Origin of the sequence: Pseudomonas mandelii, assembly GCF_002251635.1 — a bacterium.
GTDB classification, from domain to species: Bacteria; Pseudomonadota; Gammaproteobacteria; order Pseudomonadales; family Pseudomonadaceae; genus Aquipseudomonas; species Aquipseudomonas mandelii_B.
In genome coordinates this window covers 54,319-68,345 of record NZ_NMOJ01000128.1, presented here as the reverse complement: position 1 = coordinate 68,345, position 14,027 = coordinate 54,319, and the positions used below count along the sequence as shown (strand labels likewise).

Below are 14,027 nucleotides of genomic sequence, written 5' to 3'. Positions count from 1 at the left end.
AGACGACGAACTCGTCGAGAACCACGAAATCAACGTCACGCCGTTTATCGACGTGATGCTGGTGCTGCTGATCATCTTCATGGTGGCGGCACCGCTGGCCACCGTGGACATCAAGGTCGACCTGCCCGCGTCCAGCGCAAAACCTGCGCCGCGGCCGGAAAAACCGATTTTCCTCAGCGTCAAGGCTGACCAGCGCCTGTACCTCGGCGAAGAAGAAGTGAAGGCCGAAGCACTCGGCGCCACCCTCGACGCCAGGACCCAAGGCAAGAAAGACACGACGATATTCTTCCAGGCCGACAAGGGCGTGGACTACGGCGACCTGATGAGCGTGATGGATGCCCTGCGGGCAGCCGGCTACCTCAAGGTAGGCCTGGTCGGACTTGAGACGGCAGCCAAGAAATGATCACGACGCGCCACAAGCTGACGCGTTATAGCGCGAGCCTGGCCGTGGTGCTGGGCGTCCATGCACTGGCCATTGCGCTGGCGCTGAACTGGACGTCGCGCCCACCGATCGAGCTGCCTCCGCAGGCGATGATGGTCGAGTTGGCACCGGTTCCGGCCCCGCCACCGCCAGCACCGCCGAAGGTGATAACGCCGCCACAGCCACCGGCCCCGGTAGAAGAACTGCCGATCCCGAAACTGGCCGAAGTGCCGAAGGCCGAGATCGTTGTGCCGAAGCCGGTCAAACCCAAGCCGAAGCCGCAACCGCCCAAGCCTGTGGAGAAAAAACCGGAGCCGCCGAAGGAGAAGCCGTCCGAGGAGAAGCCTAGCGACGCGCAACCGACCCAGGCACCGACGGAGAAGTCCGCGCAACCGGCACCGGGTCCATCGCCGGCGCAACAGGCGGCCAAGGCCAGCTGGGAAGGCACTTTGCTTGCGCACTTGGGCAAGTACAAAAAGTACCCGGCGAGCGCACAGAATCGGGGCAAGCAAGGCACCAACCGCCTGCGCTTCATCGTTGATGGCGAAGGTAATGTGTTGTCGTACGAACTGGTGGGCCGTTCAGGCGTTGCCGATCTGGACCGGGCCACCCTGGAAATGATCCGCCTCGCCCAACCGCTGCCCAAGCCACCGGCCGACATGCTGACCAATGGCACGATTGAAATCACGGCGCCGTTCCTCTACTCACTGGAAAAACGCCGCCGCTAAACACAACGCAAACCCAATGTGGGAGCGAGCTTGCTCGCGAAAGCGGTGTGACAGTCGCCATCAACTTTGACTGACACACCCTATTCGCGAGCAAGCCCGCTCCCACAAGGTTATCCACCAGCCGGAAGACTCCAGCCATAAAGGCACCGAAAGGTGCCTTTTGCATATCCGCCAGCGGCAAACCGGCATTACCCAGTGTCACTCAGCACACTCAGTCTGATAACGTGCGTCTATCGATTGCAGCCGGTATGCTTGGCGCGCAACTTCATGGACGCCCGCTATGACTCTTACAGAATTACGCTACATCGTGACCCTCGCCCAAGAACAGCACTTCGGCCATGCGGCCGAGCGTTGCCATGTCAGCCAGCCGACGCTGTCGGTGGGCGTGAAAAAGCTTGAAGACGAACTCGGTGTGCTGATTTTTGAGCGCAGCAAGAGTGCCGTGCGCCTGACCCCGGTCGGCGAAGGCATCGTTGCCCAGGCGCAGAAAGTGCTGGAGCAGGCCCAAGGCATTCGTGAACTGGCCCAGGCTGGCAAAAACCAGCTGACCGCTCCGCTGAAAGTCGGCGCNATCTATACCGTCGGCCCGTACCTGTTCCCGCACCTGATCCCGCAACTGCACCGCGTTGCGCCGCAGATGCCGCTGTATATCGAAGAAAACTTCACTCACGTACTGCGCGACAAACTGCGCAACGGCGAGCTGGACGCGATCATCATCGCCCTGCCGTTCAACGAGGCAGACGTGTTGACCCTGCCGCTCTACGACGAGCCGTTCTATGTATTGATGCCGGCCTCACACCCGTGGACACAGAAAGACACCATCGACGCCGGCCTGCTCAACGACAAGAGCTTGCTGCTGCTCGGTGAAGGCCACTGCTTCCGCGACCAGGTACTGGAAGCCTGCCCGACCCTGACCAAGGGCAACGACGGCGCCAAGCACACCACCGTGGAATCCAGCTCCCTGGAAACCATTCGGCACATGGTGGCTTCCGGCCTGGGCATCTCGATCCTGCCGCTGTCGGCAGTGGACAGCCATCACTACGCCCCTGGCGTGATCGCTGTGCGCCCGCTCACGCCGCCCGTGCCGTTCCGTACCGTGGCCATTGCCTGGCGTGCCAGCTTCCCGCGGCCCAAGGCCATTGAGATCCTCGCCGACTCGATTCGCCTGTGCTCGGTGGCCAAGCCGCCGGTGCCGGTGGTTGCAGCGTAAGTTGCTGTCATGACCGAGTTGTCGCAAGTGTCGGTCACGGCACTCAAGGGTGTCGGTGAAGCCATGGCCGAGAAGTTGGCCAAGGTCGGCCTGGAGAACCTCCAGGACGTGCTGTTTCACCTGCCCCTGCGTTATCAGGACCGCACACGTGTGGTGCCCATCGGCCATTTGCGACCTGGGCAAGACGCCGTGATCGAAGGCACCGTCAGCGGCGCCGACGTGGTCATGGGGCGTCGCCGCAGCCTCGTCGTGCGTCTGCAGGACGGCACCGGCGGGCTCAGCCTGCGCTTTTACCATTTCAGCAACGCCCAGAAAGAAGGCCTCAAACGCGGCACACGGATTCGCTGTTACGGTGAAGCCCGGCCTGGCGCCTCGGGCCTGGAAATCTATCACCCGGAGTACCGCGCTATCACCGGCGACGAGCCGCCTCCGGTCGATACCACGCTCACGCCGATCTACCCGCTGACCGAAGGCCTGACACAGCAACGCCTGCGCCAACTGTGCATGCAGACCCTGACCCTGCTCGGCCCGAAAAGCCTGCCCGACTGGCTGCCTCTGGAACTGGCCCGCGACTATCAACTGGCGCCGCTGGACGATGCGATTCGCTACCTGCACAACCCGCCAGCCGATGCCGATGTCGACGAACTCGCGCTCGGTCATCATTGGGCACAACACCGCCTGGCCTTCGAAGAACTGCTGACCCATCAACTGTCTCAGCAGCGCCTGCGCGAAAGCATGCGTTCCCTGCGCGCGCCAGCGATGCCGAAAGCCACGCGCCTGCCGGCGCAATACCTGGCCAACCTCGGCTTTGCGCCAACGGGCGCCCAGCAACGTGTGGGCAATGAAATTGCCTATGACCTCAGCCAGCACGAACCGATGCTGCGGCTGATCCAGGGCGATGTGGGCGCGGGCAAGACCGTGGTCGCCGCCCTCGCCGCCTTGCAAGCATTGGAAGCCGGTTACCAAGTGGCGCTGATGGCGCCCACCGAGATCCTCGCCGAACAACATTTCATCACCTTCAAGCGCTGGCTCGAACCGCTGGGCCTGGAAGTGGCGTGGCTGGCGGGCAAGCTCAAGGGCAAGGTCCGCGCGGCGGCACTGGAACAGATCGCCGGTGGTGCACCGATGGTGGTGGGCACCCACGCGTTGTTCCAGGACGAAGTGCAGTTCAAGAACCTCGCACTGGTGATTATCGACGAACAGCATCGTTTCGGCGTGCAGCAGCGCCTGGCATTGCGCCAGAAAGGTGTGGGTGGGCGCATGAACCCGCACCAACTGATCATGACCGCCACGCCGATTCCGCGGACGCTGGCCATGAGCGCCTACGCCGACCTCGACACTTCGATCCTCGACGAATTGCCGCCCGGCCGAACCCCGGTCAACACCGTGCTGGTCACCGACACGCGGCGTGTGGAAGTGATTGAGCGCGTGCGCGGCGCCTGCGCCGAAGGGCGTCAGGCCTACTGGGTGTGCACGCTGATTGAAGAGTCCGAAGAACTGACCTGCCAGGCCGCCGAAACCACCTATGAAGACCTCACCAGTGCCTTGGGCGAGCTCAAGGTCGGGCTGATCCACGGCCGCATGAAGCCTGCGGAAAAAGCCGCCGTGATGGCCGAATTCAAGGCCGGCAACCTGCAACTGCTGGTGGCCACCACCGTGATCGAGGTCGGTGTGGACGTGCCCAACGCCAGCCTGATGATTATCGAAAACCCCGAGCGCCTGGGNCTCGCCCAACTGCACCAGTTACGCGGCCGTGTCGGTCGAGGCAGCGCCGCCAGCCATTGCGTGCTGCTCTACCACCCGCCGCTGTCACAGATCGGCCGTCAGCGCCTGGGCATCATGCGCGAAACCAACGACGGTTTTATCATCGCCGAAAAAGACCTTGAACTGCGCGGCCCCGGCGAAATGCTCGGCACCCGCCAGACCGGCCTGCTGCAATTCAAGGTCGCCGACCTGATGCGCGACGCCGACCTCTTGCCCGCCGTGCGTGATGCGGCGCAAGCGCTGCTTGAGCGCTGGCCGGATAACGTCAGCCCACTGCTAGACCGCTGGCTGCGCCATGGGCAGCAATACGGCCAAGTGTGAGCACCGTCGCAGTTTGTGGACGATGCTTTTAAACAAGCTGGTTATACTCCTGCAATTGTTTGAATACGGATACAGACCATGACTGAAGCTGCCCTCGCCCCGGAACCCCTGCACGCTCCGTCTGTTATTCGGCTGCTGCTGGGCAAATTGGGCATTGCCTACGAAGAAATGCTCGATCACCACGGCCTCAACGCCTCGCGCAAAGTGCAGGCGGTGCTGGTGGAAGACGCCGTCGGCGCGCTCATGGTGTTGTTCCCGCAAAGCCAGTTGCTTGACCTCAACCGTCTCGCCGAACTGACCGGCCGCCGCCTCACCGCCGTGCCCACCGAACGCCTGGTGAAAATGCTTGGTAAGCACAGCTTGAGCCTGTTGCCCGGCCTGCCGGCGCTGACCAGTTCGCCGTGCCTGTACGAAGAAAGCCTGCTGCGCGAACCGAAGTTGCTGATCAACTCGGGCGAGCCGGGCCTGCTGCTGGAAATCACCAGCGAAGATTTCAAGAGCATGCTGACAAAGGCCAGCGCCGCCAACTTCGGCGAACCGTTGAGTAACATCCGCCCCAACCTCGACCGCCCCAATGATGACCGCGAGGAAATCACCCAGGCGATGCAGGCCTTCACCGCTCGCCGAATCCAGCAGCGCCTGGAAGCAACTATCGAGATTCCACCCCTCGCCGACACGGCGCAGAAGATTATCAAGCTACGTGTCGACCCCAACGCCACCATCGACGACATCACCGGCGTCGTCGAAACCGACCCGGCGCTGGCCGCGCAAGTCGTGAGCTGGGCCGCGTCGCCGTACTATGCCTCGCCGGGCAAGATTCGTTCAGTGGAAGACGCCATTGTGCGCGTGCTCGGCTTTGATCTGGTGATCAACCTGGCACTGGGCCTGGCCTTGGGCAAAACCCTGAGCCTGCCGAAAGACCACCCGCACCAGGCCACGCCGTACTGGCACCAGTCGATCTACACCGCCGCCGTAATCGAAGGCCTGACCCGCGCCATGCCCCGCGCCCAGCGCCCGGAAGCCGGCCTGACTTACCTGGCCGGCTTGCTGCACAACTTCGGTTATCTGCTGCTGGCCCANGTGTTNCCACCGCACTTTTCGCTGATCTGCCGTCACCTCGAGGTCAACCCGCACCTGTGCCACAGCTATGTCGAGCAACACTTGCTGGGCATCAGCCGCGAGCAGATCGGCGCCTGGTTGATGCGCTATTGGGACATGCCGGACGAGCTGGCCACCGCGCTGCGCTTCCAGCACGACCCGCACTACGACGGCGACTACGCGGAATACCCGAACCTCGTCTGCCTGGCCGTGCGTTTGCTGCGTGGACGCGGCATCGGTTCCGGCCCGGATGAAGACATCCCCGAAGCCCTGCTGGAGCGCGTCGGCCTGAGCCGCGACAAAGCCAACGACGTGGTCACCAAAGTGCTTGAAGCCGAAGTCCTGCTGCGCGAACTCGCGTCGCAATTCAGCCAGGCCTAAAAGCATCGCGGGCAAGCCACGCTCCCACAGGATCTACGCAATCCCTGAGGGAGCGGGCTTGCCCGCGAAGAATCCAACTCGGTCTATCTGAGCTTCTCAAACCAAGTAGCGCGCAACAAACCCGCCAAAACGCTTATGCCACGGGGTGGAGTCGCGCCAGAGGTGGCCACACAGTACGATTCGGCCATCCGCCATGATCGCCATGTCCTGTACGGATTCATAAACATACTCAAGGTCGAAAACGACCCAGCCCCGAAGATTAAACGTCGGATCCAGGGTGCCGTCAGAGAGATACCGCGCAGTCACCCCTACCAATTGCTCCCAAACAGAGCCATCACCGCGGTTGCCGGCGACTACAATCGCTCCGTTTGCCTGCCAGGAACATCGATTCCAAGCCAGACCTTCAGGCAGCATGTCCGAATATAACGGCATTCCCCTGTTAAAGACCCGATTGAAAGATCCGCTGGAGTTCAGGACGACGATCATCCCGTATCGCAAACTGCCACGCCGCACATCACCAACCGCAACGATCCCCCCATCACTTTCTCTAACAGAGATTGCATTCATAAAAAACAATCGATAAGCGGGATCAGAAATGGTTACCGGAACACCTTCATTAAAGCTGGCATCCACCTGACCCTCGGCGTCGAACCGCAAGACATACCCGCCTCTGGAGTTATCCGAATCATTGGCGTAGTAACCAGAGACCAATACTTTTCCATCTACCTGCACGGCAATAGCGTCGACCTGATTCCGATTATGCGCCACGCCTGGAAGCTCAACGATTGCGGAGCCAACACCATTAAAAGTTTTATCGGTAGTGCCGTCTGAATTAAGTCTTAGTACAAGCCCTTTCGAAATACCGGGGCCAGGCGAAATGCTAGCAGCAAAGAAGATTTTACCGTTTGACTGTGCAACTGCGGAGTAGCCGGAATTGCCCGCCCGCTGAGGTTCCACTTCGGCCCCCTTCTCGCCATCCCGATGCAAAATATCCGCCTTCACCCTCAACTGCTCGGGATTGCCAATTTCGTTGTAAGGAATGAAACGCCCACCACGAGCACCGAACGACTCTTCCAGAGTGCCATCCTGGCGCTGCCGTACAAACGCCAATCCGTCAGAATTTTTTGAGGTGTATTGGCCGTAAGTCACCCATCCCCCATCAGATAAAGGAATGAGCCCGAATATGGGATACACATAGGTATCCTCGAAGATCACGCGCACCACGCCGTTTTGTTCAACGCCAAATGTAGTGTCAAGCGCTCCATTCTCATTTAGACGCGCTACTGTAAACGAGCGCTCTCCCACGTATGGTTCGACGGCAATAAGCAACTTGCCCTCAGGTAGTGCGAGAATGGCCGACGAAATGGCCCCGGTAGTGCCAATCGGCACAGTTATTGAACCTTGATCACCAAACTCCGGGTCTAGACTCCCCGCGCTTTTCTTTACTTGTCGCTGATTCATGATTTTGCCCTACCAATATTTGAGTGAAGGTCCTTAATGGACTTCTCACATCAGTAGAGCAGTCAGTGGCACCCTCAAACACCTGTCATAAATAACAGTATTGCTGTCTTTGAGAGACACTCTTATGACGCACGGAGCCAATGTGTCGCAATTCAGCCAGGCCTAAAAGCATCGCGGGCAAGCCACGCTCCCACAGGATCTACGCAATCCCTGAGGGAGCGGGCTTGCCCGCGAAGAATCCCCCGCCGATCCACCTGAATCACCACAACCCCTTGTGGGAGCGAGCCTGCTCGTGATGAATCCAACCCGGTCTACCTAAAAGACTTCATACCTTCGCAAATAACAATGCGTCCATCAGCCATTAATGCCATGTCCAAAGCGTGCTCAAACCCTTTCTCACCGTCAAAAACAGCAAAGCCTTTACCGGCATTGAATGTCATGTCCAATGAGCCGTCAGAAAGATAACGCGCCGTCACCACTGCCATCTCCTCAGAGACGAAGCCTTGCCCGGTGCTTCCGGTGACACTGATTGATCCATTGGCGTGCAACGCACAGCGCGCCCAATCCTGCCCCTGCGGCACCAACTCAGAAAAAAGGGCCCGTCCGTTGTTAAAAGGAAGATTGTAGGACCCACTCTTGTTTAAAACGACGATCACCCCGTTTTGAACGTCCTTCCCTCGCGAATTCCCCACCGCAACAATCCTGCCGTCACTTTCTCTAACCGTGATGGCGCTCAACATCATCCAGCGAGGACTCGGAATGGTCACCGCAAGGCCGCCATTAAACGTGCGGTCTACTTGTCCCAGTGAGTTGAAGCAAGTTACGAAGGCTCCCATGGATTCGTCCTGTTTCACGTACATGCCAGTCACCAATATCTGGCCGTCCGCCTGAACCGCAACACCTTCGGCACCGCTCCATTCATGCTCGACACCTGGGAGTTCGACAATCGCGAAGCCAGTCCCGGCAAACGTCAGATCGGGCGAGCCGTCTGAATTACGCCGCAGCACAATTCCCTTCGGTTTTCCGGAAGTGTTGATAACGGAACTGACCAGCACGATCTTGCCATCCGACTGCTCAACCACAGAGACTCCGCTGTTGCCAGAGACCCGGGAGCGTCCTGCCGACGTCTTTTCGCCATGGCGGCCAGCAACCTCCAGCGTCACCCCACTGTGCTGGGGACTACCCAAATCATCATAAGGAATGAAGAGTTTTCCATCGCCATTCAAGGACGTATCCAGTCGGCCATCCTGAAACTGCCGCACGATGAGCAAACCGCCACCGCTGAACGATATGTATTGGCCAACGATCAGCCACCCACCATTAGCCAGAGGCGTGAGCCCGAATACATAGATGTCACTATCTTCGAAAGGCACTTCAACAAAGCCACGCTGCGCAGTGCCAAATGAGCGATCCAGCGTCCCGTCTTCATTCAGCCGCGCAACTATGACCGGAACGTTGAACGCTGTAGGCCTCATGGCAACAAGCGTTTTGTTGTCATCCAATGGGAGAACCGCATCGGGGAATCCGTACACTTCAGAGAGCGGAAAGTCCAAAACACCAGAACCGTTAAATGTCGGATCGAGGCTTCCTGAGTTGGCTGGTTTCAGCTGGTTCATGATCTTGCTCCATCAAGGTGAGTGGAATCCGCTATGGACCTCCCTCCCCGAGTAGAGCATTCACGGTCACCCTACCGATCCACCTGAATCACCACAACCCCTTGTGGGAGCGAGCCTGCTCGTGATGAATCCAACCCGGTCTACCTAAAAGACTTCATACCTTGGCTTTAGCCTTAGCCTTGCGCGGCTTCAAATACTTGGTCAACCCCTGAAACCAGATCACCAGCGCCGGGTTGCCCTTGATCTGGATCGACTTGTCCTGAATCCCCGTCATGAACGCCAGTTGCTTGTTCTTCGCCTGCATCGTGGCGAAGCCGTAGGCCGCATCTTTAAACGCAATCGCAAACGCCGGCTCGGCATACACGCCCGATTTGCTGGTAATGCGCTGATCCTTCACAAAGAAATGCCGCGCCACTTTCCCGTCCAGGGTCTGTAGCTGGAACACCAATTCCTTGTCACCCAACTGCTGCTGAAACGCAGGATTAGTCCGACTGGCCTTACCCATCAACAAACCCAGCATCCACAGTAGAAAACGAAATTTCATGCGCACAGCCTCAAGAGAAAAGTGAACGGCCGGCGCAGTGTAGCGGCTTCAAGCGAGAACGCCACTGTTGTGCAGCGATAGAAGAAGATACGGTGGTTTTTGACGCTGATGACTACCAAGTCATTGACGAAACGAGGGTGTTTAAAAGCGTGAAGATTTTGATGTTTCTACGCTCGACGCCATCGGATATTTCCTTCAACACGTGGTGCTGTTCGTGAACTAGGCAGGGTTTGGCTTCATCGATAGGCTTTGTTCGTCGCCGCAAAATCGGTGACACGGACGTGCAAGTCCGGCGGGATACACAATGGTTATGGCAATTCATCGAGCATTTTCCTATGCTCGCGAACCGTTATGGCAGTTGTGTATGGGAGACCTTCGGGTCTGCCGGGTATCCCGCCGGTCTTGCACACCTATGCACAGCTGCCACCTCTTTCGAAGTGCAAGCGAAACGGTGTCGGCTCCATAATTACGGGATAACACTTATGATCAAGCCAACACCCAATCCACCACAAAACGAAGCCACATCCCCCTACGAATCCCTCGATTCGAAGAAACTCCACGAAGCCGCCGAACGCGCCCTCAACCACCATTTCGCCCCACCACCCGGCGATAAACCCAAGCCTCGCAAAGGCAACCTCTTCGCCGTCTCCCCCGACATCGACACCGAAGCCCTCCTGGCCAACGCCTCGGAAGACCTGCTGTCCATCAGCGCCATCGCCGCCAACCTGGCCGACGACGTGGACGGTGCACGACGTTCCCTAGCCTTGGCGCTTAGCAGATTGGCGGATGGGGTTCGGTTGTTGGTGGAGCGAGCGCTGGACCACATTGATTCGCCGAATCCGGCGGAGCATCGGACCAAGGTGTAGCGCACGAAAAAGGGCGGCTCTTTCAGAGCCGCCCTTTTATCGTTTTGCAGTTACACGTTCTTTTCAGAAGACTTCAAGTTGCTGGCCTGATCGGCCACCAAGTCGAGCCAGCCACCGGGCTTGTATCACCATACATCTACGCATACAAGTGCCGCACTTTCAGAATGGACTCTCCAGATGCCCTTTGCCTTACCGCGCTCTACCATTATCCACGCCATGATGCTGGCCAGTATGGCCTTTACCACAGTTGCTGCCGCCAACAGTTTCGACTGCGCCAATGCCGCTACACCTACAGAAAAAGCAATCTGTACTGACCCATACACGCTTGGACTGGATAGTAAATTGGGGCAGGCATGGAAAACGGCAAAGGCGACAGTGAAGGACACGGTGACACTGAAGGCTGATCAACGCGAATGGATTGAACACCGCGACCACTGCGCTACCGACTTTCATTGCTTGCGACACAGTTATTTGACGCGGATTGTAGCGCTCCAACACGCAGGCAAACCTTTCAACTGGAAAGGGACTTGGCGACGTATCCCTGATGGGCGATTCGACAGCGCCGAATGGAAGATAAGCGGGCGCGCGCCAAAATTCGATTTCACAGTAAAAGCGGCTAATAAAATGGGCTCAGGAACGTTGACTGATACGTTCAACCTGGAAGGCTCCCAAGGTATTTATCGCAGCGAAGATTGCACGTTACTGATGACACCAAGCACCGGCCTCCTTTACGTCATCCAAGTGGGTGAATGCCGAGGAACTGACGCATCCTTCGGTGGACGTTATGTCGCATCCGAACAGCCACTAAGTATGAACTATGACCTGCTGTCCCTGGGACTAGTCCGCACGCAAGAAGAAGACGACGCAGCTCGGCAATTGCTTAAGGATGACTATCAAACCATTCTGGATGCCAGTGACTCGTTTTACTACGTAGACGAGTCAGCCGCAGACAACCTGGGGGCTCAAGTCGCCAAAATTCGAGTATTGGGGCTTCCGCCTCCCAACGCTGCACTACTCATGCGTGGGCGCGACGCTCAACTTTGGGTCGCGGTGCTGGTCAGCGATCAGAAGCAGAACTACCGTGTGCGCTACTACACTAACGTGCCGGGCTGGAAAGGACGTTTGCCAGGTCCGATTGAACGCTGGTATGCCGAACAATTCGATTGGCGCAAGGCGCCGCTGGACTACATGCCGTAGGCGCCAAAGGAAAGGGGACGTATTGTCCCCTTTTCCATCTAATATCAGACAACAAAGGGGACAGATTTATTTATCGAAAGCTAAACCTACTTTCCAAATAAATCCGTCCCTTTTTTGCTTCGTCCCATTTTTTCTTTTTGCTCTAAACTATTTCGACTCACCTTCGTACTGCTTCGTTTCTGGATTAAAACGCCATAGATGAGGCGTGGTTAGAGCTTCGTCTCCCTTGTACTTCACATTACCCCTACTATCCCTATCGTAGGAAAAAATCTGTATATCTTTAAACGAACCATCCCCACTTGAACTATCAAGCACCTTCACATCCGCAAAATAATCTCCGCCGACGGACCTAAGAAAACCACGACACTGAACTAAAAAACTGTATGTTAAATCTTTACTTGACCCTGCACTATCATACGAAACAAATATAGAATCCTTAACTCCATCCCCATTTAAATCTTCGCCATATACGACCCGACCTTCTTGCACCGAAAATTTTGGTCCATCTACTCTTGAAAGAGTGGCTACTGAACTACCATCCTCGGACCACTGCGATACAAAGTACTTAACCCCGTCCCTGGGGAAACAAACATCTACTGGGGCAGCACTAACTACTGGAGCAAGAAACATCAGTGCAAGTGCGAATTTCATATCAACTCTCCAGAACAAATGTATTTCGGCCAGTTCTTACAGCCCCTTGAGCTTCGCTAGCACCATGACCGATGCTGCCTGTGATTGTATCGTTCAACAAGGCAAGAGCTGTCAGTAATTTAGCGGTCAAGGCCGACTCATGAGCGTCCCCCCAACTGGTCACCGGAAGACTCCAGTTAACTCCAGTGGAGCCAGTTATCGTATTTTGAAGAACAGGTGAAACCTTATCATTGCCGTCAAAAACCACATGCGCAGGTCGATAAACATGCCATCGAAGAAGTATTGCTACTGACTTCTCGGAAGTATAAATTTTCCCTAGAGTACTATTCACAGTCGTTCCCCCAACTTGAAAACTTACCTCCCTACTCAGCATTTCCTTCAGTCTAGTTTTTGCCATTGACCACATTGCGGCTCTGTAGCTTGGAATAGTACGACCTGCCATACTCATTCGATAAAACCAATGCCAAGTCTTTAGATAGTGCGCTTCTTCTTTAGACTTAAGCAAGTCATTAAACTCACTATCAGCGTGCGTCTGCTGCGAAGGAATATGCGTATCGTTTGCGAGCCTCACCCAACCTGCATAGGTTCTAGTGTCTTCATTGTACAGCCTAGAATCACCCCAATCATACTTAGGATATAAACCAAACCCGCCAAACACCTTATTGAAAGCATCAATGTTTTGATTCTTAAGATATGCAATAAACCCTACCAGCTCACCTTTCTTGTACTCCCCATTGTCGTATAACCCCATCGTCCAATGGCAAGGCCCCGCAGAAATCAAAGCATTATCCCAAGCATTGAGAACGTCGAACCGACCGAAACATTCTGCTTCAGCTACCACCCTGATGGTCCGATATGTAGATAATGAAGGGGTATTTGTTTGTGCCGGATTTACAGCTGCCCCCGTAATATTTTGAACGGTCATGACAGTCTCAGGCGACCAGCTATGTCCTTTTGTGGCATTCGGCCCGCCGTAGGATCCAGATTGATAATAGCCTACCGACTGATACTGTGTTTGATCTCGTCCCTCTGGAAAAGAAAAGTGATTACTAAAATCCCTAACCATAATTCTCGGAGCTCCACCAGTGAAGCTATCATGGGCCCAAACATTACACCCTGAAGGAGCTAAATTTACTCTAGCCTCTTGGGTAATTGTCCAAGCCTCGAACACAACCGGGCATCTATAATCATTATCTAGCCAGTGTTCTATTGCGATTCTGGTTTTTTCGTTTACCACACCACTTATTGGCCCAGTATATCTACTAGCATTCGCTGCTGACTTAAGACCATCTACATAATAACTAACAGGACCCGCGGTACTACCGCTCACGGTAGGAGACTTCCCTGCCTTGGCAACGATATCCGCTGAACCATCATAGTAAACGTCTAAATTATTTACTTTTACAGGGGAGCCAGCCGGATCTAACAGTAGCTGCCCTCTTTTCTCATCTCTAACACATGCGACCTGACTCATCGACGCGTATATCTGAAACTCTCTAACAGCCCATTCAGTTCTGGTTCCAAAATCCCCACCAGGTTTACCGAGTACGGAGAAACCTAAGCTAATTAGATCTTCCTGAAGCTTTCGGACATGCTCGGGAACAGCTAGCGCAGCCCCACTCCCCAGAAATACAGCCGCTGTTTCTGCATTGACTAGCGTCAATACAGGGTTATCGTTACCCCCCCAACGCGGAGGTGTATTCTGGGCCGGTTTTCCATCATGATCTCCACGCCGAAGATCAAAATTTCCATAAATCATTGCTTACTCC

The 14,027-nt window shown here is 56.2% G+C and carries 12 protein-coding genes; 7 read left to right on the top strand and 5 right to left on the bottom strand.

From position 1 onward, the window contains the following. The 5 genes from exbD to B7L09_RS17960 form a co-directional block, all read left to right on the top strand. The coding region (exbD, locus tag B7L09_RS17980; RefSeq protein ID WP_094469972.1) for a TonB system transport protein ExbD at positions 1–403 on the top strand (403 nt) is incomplete at its 5' end. Beyond that, positions 400–1,149 (top strand): energy transducer TonB family protein, encoded by a 750-nt coding sequence (locus B7L09_RS17975; RefSeq protein WP_094469971.1) that lies wholly within the window; start codon positions 400–402, stop codon positions 1,147–1,149. The genes exbD and B7L09_RS17975, both read left to right, overlap by 4 nt. 280 nt (positions 1,150–1,429) lie before the next feature. After that, positions 1,430–2,359, top strand: coding sequence for a hydrogen peroxide-inducible genes activator (locus B7L09_RS17970; protein WP_094469970.1), 930 nt, complete (start codon positions 1,430–1,432; stop codon positions 2,357–2,359). Between the two features lie 9 nt (positions 2,360–2,368). Beyond that, positions 2,369–4,444 (top strand): ATP-dependent DNA helicase RecG, encoded by a 2,076-nt coding sequence (gene recG, locus B7L09_RS17965; protein ID WP_094469969.1) that lies wholly within the window; start codon positions 2,369–2,371, stop codon positions 4,442–4,444. A 78-nt stretch (positions 4,445–4,522) separates the two neighbouring features. Continuing rightward, complete coding sequence (locus tag B7L09_RS17960) at positions 4,523–5,923, top strand: aminoacyl-tRNA deacylase and HDOD domain-containing protein (protein ID WP_094469968.1); 1,401 nt, start codon at positions 4,523–4,525, stop codon at positions 5,921–5,923. 96 nt (positions 5,924–6,019) lie between these two features. On the opposite strand, the gene B7L09_RS17955 is transcribed toward B7L09_RS17960, so the two are convergent. The 3 genes from B7L09_RS17955 to B7L09_RS17945 form a co-directional block, all read right to left on the bottom strand. Next, positions 6,020–7,384, bottom strand: a complete 1,365-nt coding sequence (locus tag B7L09_RS17955) for a hypothetical protein (RefSeq protein WP_010465241.1) — start codon at positions 7,382–7,384, stop codon at positions 6,020–6,022. A gap of 311 nt (positions 7,385–7,695) precedes the next feature. Beyond that, entirely contained in the window at positions 7,696–9,000 is a 1,305-nt protein-coding gene (locus tag B7L09_RS17950; RefSeq protein WP_094469967.1) for an NHL repeat-containing protein, read from the bottom strand. Positions 9,001–9,154: 154 nt separating this feature from the next. Continuing rightward, the gene (locus B7L09_RS17945; protein WP_008030620.1) at positions 9,155–9,544 is read right to left on the bottom strand and encodes a hypothetical protein; all 390 of its coding nucleotides are present in this window, start codon (positions 9,542–9,544) and stop codon (positions 9,155–9,157) included. 482 nt (positions 9,545–10,026) lie between these two features. On the opposite strand from B7L09_RS17945, the gene B7L09_RS17940 reads away from it, so the two are divergent. Further along, positions 10,027–10,410: a DUF6124 family protein gene (locus B7L09_RS17940; RefSeq protein WP_094469966.1), complete on the top strand. Its 384-nt coding sequence runs from the start codon at positions 10,027–10,029 to the stop codon at positions 10,408–10,410. 177 nt (positions 10,411–10,587) lie between these two features. Beyond that, the gene (locus tag B7L09_RS17935) at positions 10,588–11,607 is read left to right on the top strand and encodes a lysozyme inhibitor LprI family protein (RefSeq protein ID WP_010465249.1); all 1,020 of its coding nucleotides are present in this window, start codon (positions 10,588–10,590) and stop codon (positions 11,605–11,607) included. A 147-nt stretch (positions 11,608–11,754) separates the two neighbouring features. On the opposite strand, the gene B7L09_RS17930 is transcribed toward B7L09_RS17935, so the two are convergent. Continuing rightward, a complete protein-coding gene (locus tag B7L09_RS17930; RefSeq protein WP_238547505.1) occupies positions 11,755–12,258 on the bottom strand; it encodes a hypothetical protein in 504 nt (167 codons plus the stop codon). Between the two features lies 1 nt (position 12,259). Further along, positions 12,260–14,017 (bottom strand): peptidoglycan-binding domain-containing protein, encoded by a 1,758-nt coding sequence (locus B7L09_RS17925; RefSeq protein ID WP_081853979.1) that lies wholly within the window; start codon positions 14,015–14,017, stop codon positions 12,260–12,262. Positions 14,018–14,027: the final 10 nt, after the last annotated feature.

Coding starts and splice junctions, on each gene's coding strand:
- B7L09_RS17975 (WP_094469971.1), top strand. CDS start 400: ATGATCACGACGCGCCACAAGCTGACGCGTTATAGCGCGAGCCTGGCC.
- B7L09_RS17955 (WP_010465241.1), bottom strand. CDS start 7,384: ATGAATCAGCGACAAGTAAAGAAAAGCGCGGGGAGTCTAGACCCGGAG.
- B7L09_RS17950 (WP_094469967.1), bottom strand. CDS start 9,000: ATGAACCAGCTGAAACCAGCCAACTCAGGAAGCCTCGATCCGACATTT.
- B7L09_RS17945 (WP_008030620.1), bottom strand. CDS start 9,544: ATGAAATTTCGTTTTCTACTGTGGATGCTGGGTTTGTTGATGGGTAAG.
- B7L09_RS17940 (WP_094469966.1), top strand. CDS start 10,027: ATGATCAAGCCAACACCCAATCCACCACAAAACGAAGCCACATCCCCC.
- B7L09_RS17935 (WP_010465249.1), top strand. CDS start 10,588: ATGCCCTTTGCCTTACCGCGCTCTACCATTATCCACGCCATGATGCTG.
- B7L09_RS17930 (WP_238547505.1), bottom strand. CDS start 12,258: ATGAAATTCGCACTTGCACTGATGTTTCTTGCTCCAGTAGTTAGTGCT.
- B7L09_RS17925 (WP_081853979.1), bottom strand. CDS start 14,017: ATGATTTATGGAAATTTTGATCTTCGGCGTGGAGATCATGATGGAAAA.